At 59.4% G+C, this 6264-nt stretch carries 6 protein-coding genes, 1 tRNA gene and 2 pseudogenes; 4 read left to right on the plus strand and 5 right to left on the minus strand.

The features are described 5' to 3' along the window. The first annotated feature begins 42 nt into the window (after positions 1–42). Complete coding sequence (locus BFE01S_RS35690) at positions 43–426, plus strand: hypothetical protein (protein ID WP_028229592.1); 384 nt, start codon at positions 43–45, stop codon at positions 424–426. A gap of 55 nt (positions 427–481) precedes the next feature. Here BFE01S_RS35690 and BFE01S_RS35695 read toward each other — a convergent pair. Beyond that, positions 482–673 (minus strand): annotated as a pseudogene (locus BFE01S_RS35695) (RcnB family protein); the annotation flags it as partial. Between the two features lie 275 nt (positions 674–948). On the opposite strand from BFE01S_RS35695, the gene BFE01S_RS35700 reads away from it, so the two are divergent. Continuing rightward, on the plus strand, positions 949–1194 hold the full coding sequence (locus BFE01S_RS35700; RefSeq protein WP_028229594.1) for a hypothetical protein: 246 nt from the start codon (positions 949–951) through the stop codon (positions 1192–1194). Positions 1195–1364: 170 nt separating this feature from the next. Here the strand turns inward: BFE01S_RS35700 and BFE01S_RS35705 are convergent, their stop codons facing one another. Then, a complete protein-coding gene (locus BFE01S_RS35705; protein ID WP_028229595.1) occupies positions 1365–1637 on the minus strand; it encodes a hypothetical protein in 273 nt (90 codons plus the stop codon). Between the two features lie 393 nt (positions 1638–2030). Here BFE01S_RS35705 and dusA point away from each other — a divergent pair, with 393 nt between their 5' ends. Next, positions 2031–3089, plus strand: a complete 1059-nt coding sequence (gene dusA, locus BFE01S_RS41525) for a tRNA dihydrouridine(20/20a) synthase DusA (RefSeq protein ID WP_084170427.1) — start codon at positions 2031–2033, stop codon at positions 3087–3089. A 94-nt stretch (positions 3090–3183) separates the two neighbouring features. Then, positions 3184–3259 (plus strand) — tRNA-His (locus BFE01S_RS35715). An 83-nt stretch (positions 3260–3342) separates the two neighbouring features. Here BFE01S_RS35715 and BFE01S_RS35720 read toward each other — a convergent pair. From BFE01S_RS35720 to BFE01S_RS45270, 3 genes and pseudogenes are all read right to left on the minus strand, one after another. Further along, positions 3343–3657: a hypothetical protein gene (locus BFE01S_RS35720; protein WP_156967276.1), complete on the minus strand. Its 315-nt coding sequence runs from the start codon at positions 3655–3657 to the stop codon at positions 3343–3345. 330 nt (positions 3658–3987) lie between these two features. Continuing rightward, positions 3988–4521, minus strand: a complete 534-nt coding sequence (locus BFE01S_RS35730; protein ID WP_028229598.1) for a hypothetical protein — start codon at positions 4519–4521, stop codon at positions 3988–3990. Between the two features lie 6 nt (positions 4522–4527). Beyond that, positions 4528–6264 (minus strand): annotated as a pseudogene (locus BFE01S_RS45270) (hypothetical protein); the annotation flags it as partial.

Raw genomic sequence — 6264 nt, forward strand, 5'->3', positions numbered from 1 at the left:
TTTGAGCATAATGGGGCGTAGGGATGATCAGGAGACGCTGCCATGCCATTCGACCAATCGTGGATGGGTTACGGCATCGTTGGCGGCGCCCAGGCGGGCGCGATTGCGGCGGTGTTCGCCTTTTTCATGCTGCTGCTGGTGCACTGGCTGACCCGCAAAAACCCCTGGAGCCTGGGGACCCAGCTCGGCGTGGCTTATGTGCTTTCCCTCCTGCCCAGCGCCAGCGGCGACCTCTGGAATCTGCTCTATTTCAATTACGCCAACCTGCAATCGCCATTTCTGCTGGGCGTGGCACTCGCCGAAGTGCACGATCCGGACAGCATCGGCACGCGTGCGCTGTGCGAGTTCGCCGGCGCGGCGCTGGGCATATTTCTGGCGTGGCTGTTGTTGCTCTGGCGTAGCCGTACGCACCCTGGCGGAGCATGACGCTGCGTGAATTCCTGCAGGCCGTTCTACTCCGCGCCGCGCTCGCGAGAGGCGGTCAGGGGCCGACGCGCTCCACCGCCCAGTTCGAATTACGCACGAGATAGTACTGGCCGCCCACGCCCACCCAATGGAAGCCGCGCGGCGGTGCCTTCAGGCGATACTCGCGCCAGTCGTCGATCACGTATTGGCGGTCGCGGTATTCTGGCGCGACCCGGTCGCCCTTGTGCCACTCCGGCGGCTGCTGTGCCGACGCCGAAACCGACGTGAGCCCGGCAGGCAGCGCGAGCGCGGCGAGAAGCACGAAACGTTTCTTCATGGTTCACCTCCTGGTTGGTTGCCTGGAACGGCCTCGAACACCGGTGCAAGACCGCGCGGCACGCCACGCGAATGCGCAGTGCAGCCCATGTTAGTACAGGCCGCAGGCGAACCGGCCCGAACGTGTCCGGGCCGATGTCTGCCCGGCGCGCGAAGGTCGATGGGGAAGACGTGCCAGAATCGGGCAAGCTACCGAGGAGAGGATGGATGGAAAACCAGCGCAAATACGAATACATGGGCTTCGACATGATCGCCGGCGTGGACGGCGATCACGAGCAGGGCTTCTTCGTCTCGTCCCAGACGATCCGCAGCCTGACCGATGCCAGCCTGAACGCGACCGTTCCCGTGGACGGCGTGGCCGCGGGACGCTTTCCGACCCAGGACAACGCCTTCGACGCCTCGTTCGACCGCATCCGCGAGGCCATCGACCAGCGCGTGGCGGCGAACCCTTGAGCCCGCTCGAGCCCTGATGCCCTGATGTGCGATGAAAGCGGACGCGCCAAAACAAAAGACCGGGTGTCTTGGGGACACCCGGTCTTTTGTCTGGCAAAGCCGCCCTTGGGGCCCTCGAGGCCCTTGAGACCCCTTAAGCCCTTAAGGCGGCGAAGCCCCTGCGGCGAGGCTTACTGGCCGAAAAACACCGACTGCGGGCCGTGATCCTTTGCGGGGCTGCCCGATTGCGACACCGTGTTGGCGACGCCGCCGTACGCCGAATCGACGCCTGCTTGCTGGGCGCGCTCAACGGCCACGGTCTGGGCGCTCACGCCTTGCTGCGAAGCCGGCGCACCGACGGCCGGACGGTAGAACGGCGCCGGGCCGTAGCCGCTGGCGAACGCCGGAGCGGCAACAGAAGCGGAAGCTGCGACCAGCAGCGCTGCGATCAGTTTGGTCTTCATGGTGGACTCCAATATCAGGTTCAATTGCGGATCGGAGGCGCTGCACCTGGGAGGTCATGTGCCCATGAGCTGCGTCAACGGAACCTAGTGTATACACCTACTATCAAAAAATAATCGCGATAATCCGAATTTACCATTCCGGATCTGGAAACAATCCTGTCAGCCAATCCTGGCTTGGCTGAGCGACGAACAGACCCTAATAGGCGCCCCAAAAATTTTCTTGCGGCGCACAAATTTCTGCCACGAATTACATACCGGAAGCAGGGTCTTTAGGCGGGAACGCTCGGCTGGAAGCGTTTTCTGCGGCGGCGGCGCAGAGCACAACGCACCTGGGCGCATGAGTTAAAATGCAAGGTTGATCCACGCACGCCGCTTTTCTCGCGCCTTTTCGCCATGTCCGCAAATCCTGTCGCCAGCCCCCGCCGCGTTTCTGTCGCGCCAATGATGGACTGGACCGATCGCCACTGCCGCTCGCTGCATCGCATCATTTCCCGGCACACGTGGCTGTATACGGAAATGGTCACGACGGGCGCGCTGCTCCACGGCGACGTGCCGCGGCACCTGGCCTTCACGCCGACCGAAGCGCCGGTGGCGCTGCAACTGGGCGGCAGCGAACCGGACGATCTCGCGCGCTCGGCGAAACTCGGCGAGCAATGGGGCTACGACGAGATCAATCTGAACTGCGGATGCCCTTCGGAGCGCGTGCAGCGCGGGGCGTTCGGCGCCTGCCTCATGAACGAGCCGCAACTCGTGGCCGACTGCGTGAAAGCCATGCGCGACGTGGTTTCGGTGCCGGTGACGGTGAAGCACCGGATCGGCGTGGATGCGGTGGAGGACTACGCTTTCGTGCGCGACTTCGTGGGCACGGTGGCACAGGCGGGCTGCGAGGTGTTCATCGTTCACGCGCGCAATGCGATTCTCAAGGGCTTGAGCCCCAAGGAGAACCGTGAGATCCCGCCGCTCAAGTACGACTACGCGTACCAGTTGAAGCGCGACTTCCCGCACCTGGAAATCATCATCAACGGCGGCATCACGACGCTCGATGAAGTCGAAGCCCATCTGCAGCATGTGGATGGCGTGATGCTCGGGCGCGAGGCGTATCACAATCCGTATGTGCTGGCCGATGTGGATGCGCGTTTCTATGGCTCGACGGAGAGCGCCCTCACGCGCGAAGCGGTCGAAGCGAAATTCATCGAGTACTGCGCGCACGAAATCGCCCGCGGCACGTATCTGGGTGCGATGACGCGCCATGCGCTGGGACTCTACCGCGGCGAAGCGGGGGCGCGTGGCTGGCGCCGGGTGCTCTCGGATAACCGCAAGCTCGCAAAGGCCGATCTCGCCATTTTCGAAGAGGCCCGCGAGCATCTGCGTGCGGCGGCGCGCGAGACCGAGCCGGGTGACGCTTTGCCGGGCGTGGTTTCTCTGGGTGCGCCTGCTGAAATATTTCAATGAAGGTCTAGGCAAGCGCAATAGAGTGTGTATATAATCTTGCTTCTTGATTGAAGCCGCTTTCAAAGCGGAGTTAATCGAGCAAAGTTGTGCAGTGGTGGCTGTAGCTCAGTTGGTAGAGTCCAGGATTGTGATTCCTGTCGTCGTGGGTTCGAGTCCCATCAGCCACCCCAGAGAATTCAAGCACTTAGCCCAGTCATTGCGACTGGGCTTTTTGCTTTTTGAGTCCATGTAGGCACTGTGTAGGCAAATTTGATTAACGCTGGCGGCGCGCAGCCTGTACCGCGTCAAAGCGGCTTTGCCATTCTTCGGGCGTGCCATCGACGCTCGCGGTTGGCGGGCGCATCAGCACCGTCTCCGCTTCTTCGCGCTCGTTCGTGTACAGCACGACCTCCCCTCGCGCCACCTCCGCCGCCAGCACGAGCGGCTTTCTCACCTGATCGGCAAAGCGCACGGCGAACCAGCACGCCATATCGCGGTCAAGCGTCCAGCTATAACCGGCCCGCGCCCGGCTCACGGGCACGCCAAATGTGCCGCGCCACACGCGCATCCGGCAAGGGGAACGCGGCATAGCGAAACATGGCCGCCAGGCGGCGGCGCGTTCCGGCAGCGCCAATCACCCAGGCGTGGTCATGATTCCAGGCCCCGCCCAAGTATGCACGAAACGCGGGGCGCGGTATCTTTGCCTCCCACATCGCCACTGCCACCGCGCCGCGCTTGTCGTTGCTAAGTGCAGCGGCCAGGCAAAGGGCCGCTTCAGGATCGCCGGAGAAGGCAGGTTCGACGTACCGCACCGCCCAAGGGTCCACATATTGCGACACGGCCTGCATCGCGAACTGCCAGAAAACAGGCCTTTCACGTGACATACAGCCCCCCTTAGGCGCGGATACTTAGGCCCCCATCAATTCATATAGCCGGTTTGATAGCCGGAAAATTTATTCCCTTCGAATTTGAAGCAAAATTTCCCGTTCGTGGTAGCTCGATAAACGAGTATTGAACCCTCAATGCATATCTTGTTGCTGTCCGCAGAAAAAGTCAGCCTTGGCTTTCCCATCTTCTTTGAATTTCTCATATCGACCGCGCCAGTGTAGTAATCGAACGGCATGGGATAGGCCACCCCAGTTTGGGTATCTATGATCACCAAGCTATCGCCGTAGTACTCAGAAGGACGCCACTCCTTGATCTTCAGAAGAATGTAATGTTCATTAAAATTTGCAACCTGATTGGCAATCGCGCCTTTAATCTCTGACACGTGCCTCTCGTCACAAAAATCAATGGGTGAGTACATAAAAGAGCATTCGTAATTATGAGAATAAGCGATCTCAACGTGATCGAATGGATGATTGATCGTATTTGCCAATGACTTGGCGTGGCACGTTACAGCGCCGATACCATATACAACAATCAAAAAAAATAGGCGAGTGATTTTCTTCATTCTGTGTCAACGTGATTGCGAGATTTCAACAAGAATAGCCCGGATTCTATTTGTGGACGGCATAAATGCGTGATTATTTGCCCCTTCGTAATAGGAGAGTGTCCCGTCCGAAACTCTTCCATCCTTTATATGACAGTTAACAGGGGCCGCAATGGACGCCCATTCTTTGGATGCCGCATATTGAGCATCATCTATCGTTCCGACACCTTGCTTAATGAACTTAGCCAAAACACCTTTACCAGCATGAATAATTAAGAAATCGCTAAACATCCGCTCTTGCATATCCTCGTCATATTTCTCTTCTCCGGTTAGGCCCAGCTTGATCATTCCCTCCCGAAGAGTCGGGATGATCGTCTGATATTTGCCTGTTGTATAAAATCTCGCTGGATCCGTATAAGAGAGATGCTCCGTTGCAAGAATTTCATTTATTGTTTTTCCAGTAACAGTCCCCTTCGGCCTTGTCATATATGAATGACCTACTGCGCCATGAGGCCCGTTTGTTCCAGTGTTGTATGATTCATATCCACCTTCACCGCCGGAGATAATATCTCCGATCTTTCGAATCAATTCATCAAGGCTGCTTCCCAATTTAAGAAAATTGCCCACCAGCCCAACCGGATTGATGTGATACGCATCGGAATCGGGGAAGCCGGGAACGCCCGCCGCCACCTCGTCCCACCACACGAGCTTGGCGATACGCTTCTTTTCCTCTCCGTGTTCGGGTTTCGGCCCGGTGCGCTCTTCGATTGCACTCACAAGCGCTTGCCACTTCGCCGGGTTGGCCCATTCGCTTTCGTGTTTCGGAATGAGGCGCGATGCGCGGAACGCCTTCCACGGGAACCCGCCCTGGACGCTCTGTCCCAGGCTGCAAAGGTCGTCCGCCGCGTGACTGCCGTCGCCCGTCGGATAGAGCGCACGGTAGATCACGGCCATCAGCGGGCTGAGCTTGCCAAGTGAACCCGCGCCGGGCGTATCGCCGCCGAGCGCATAGTCCACATAGTCCGCAGTGGTCGCGAAAATGGTGTGTGTCGGGTCGTGGTCCTCGTCGTAGCACTCGAAGTCAATCCAGCTTTGCGCAGACTCGCGGGTCACACGACCGCCCTCGAAGCTCTGTTCGCGCACCCATCCGCTAATCGGGTTGCGTAGTGCGTCCGCACCGGCCACCTTCCACCAGCGCCGTTTGTGCCCGTCGTTGCCGTTGTTCTTTTCCATGAACATATGCGCATCGTCCTGGGGCAGCGCGGCGAACTGGTAAACCTGAATCACATCGGTCTGTTTCGGGTCCGTGCCCGGTTGCCCGTTGGCGTGGGTCTGGTAGAGCGTCGTTCCACGGCCCACGCGCAAAATGGTCGGATCCTGCGACACGCCCAGGTCATTCCACTGATTCGTGATGGTGGGCGTTTCCTCGACGTGCGTGTCAACCCAGGCGCGTCCCGCCTTGATGAACGGTTTGATGTCCTCGCCGCAAAACACCTCGATGTGTGCCATGCGGGTTCCGCCTGAACACTCGTTGAGCGAGTCATAGCGGCCCAGGTGGCCCATCAGGTCCCCCGCCTTGACGGGAATTCCACCGCCCGTGCCCTGCGGGTCGTTCGCCGTGCATGCATGGTTCGTCGTGACGATTACCGGCTCAAACATCGAATCGGGGATGCTCTCTTTCGCGACCGGCCCGCCATGCTGCGCGCCCAGGAAAATCCAGCCGTTGAGGGCTGCTGTTGGCTCGACATAGCCGCCAGCCTCGGA

It is taken from the genome of Paraburkholderia ferrariae NBRC 106233 (assembly GCF_000685035.1).
Taxonomy (GTDB): Bacteria; Pseudomonadota; Gammaproteobacteria; order Burkholderiales; family Burkholderiaceae; genus Paraburkholderia; species Paraburkholderia ferrariae.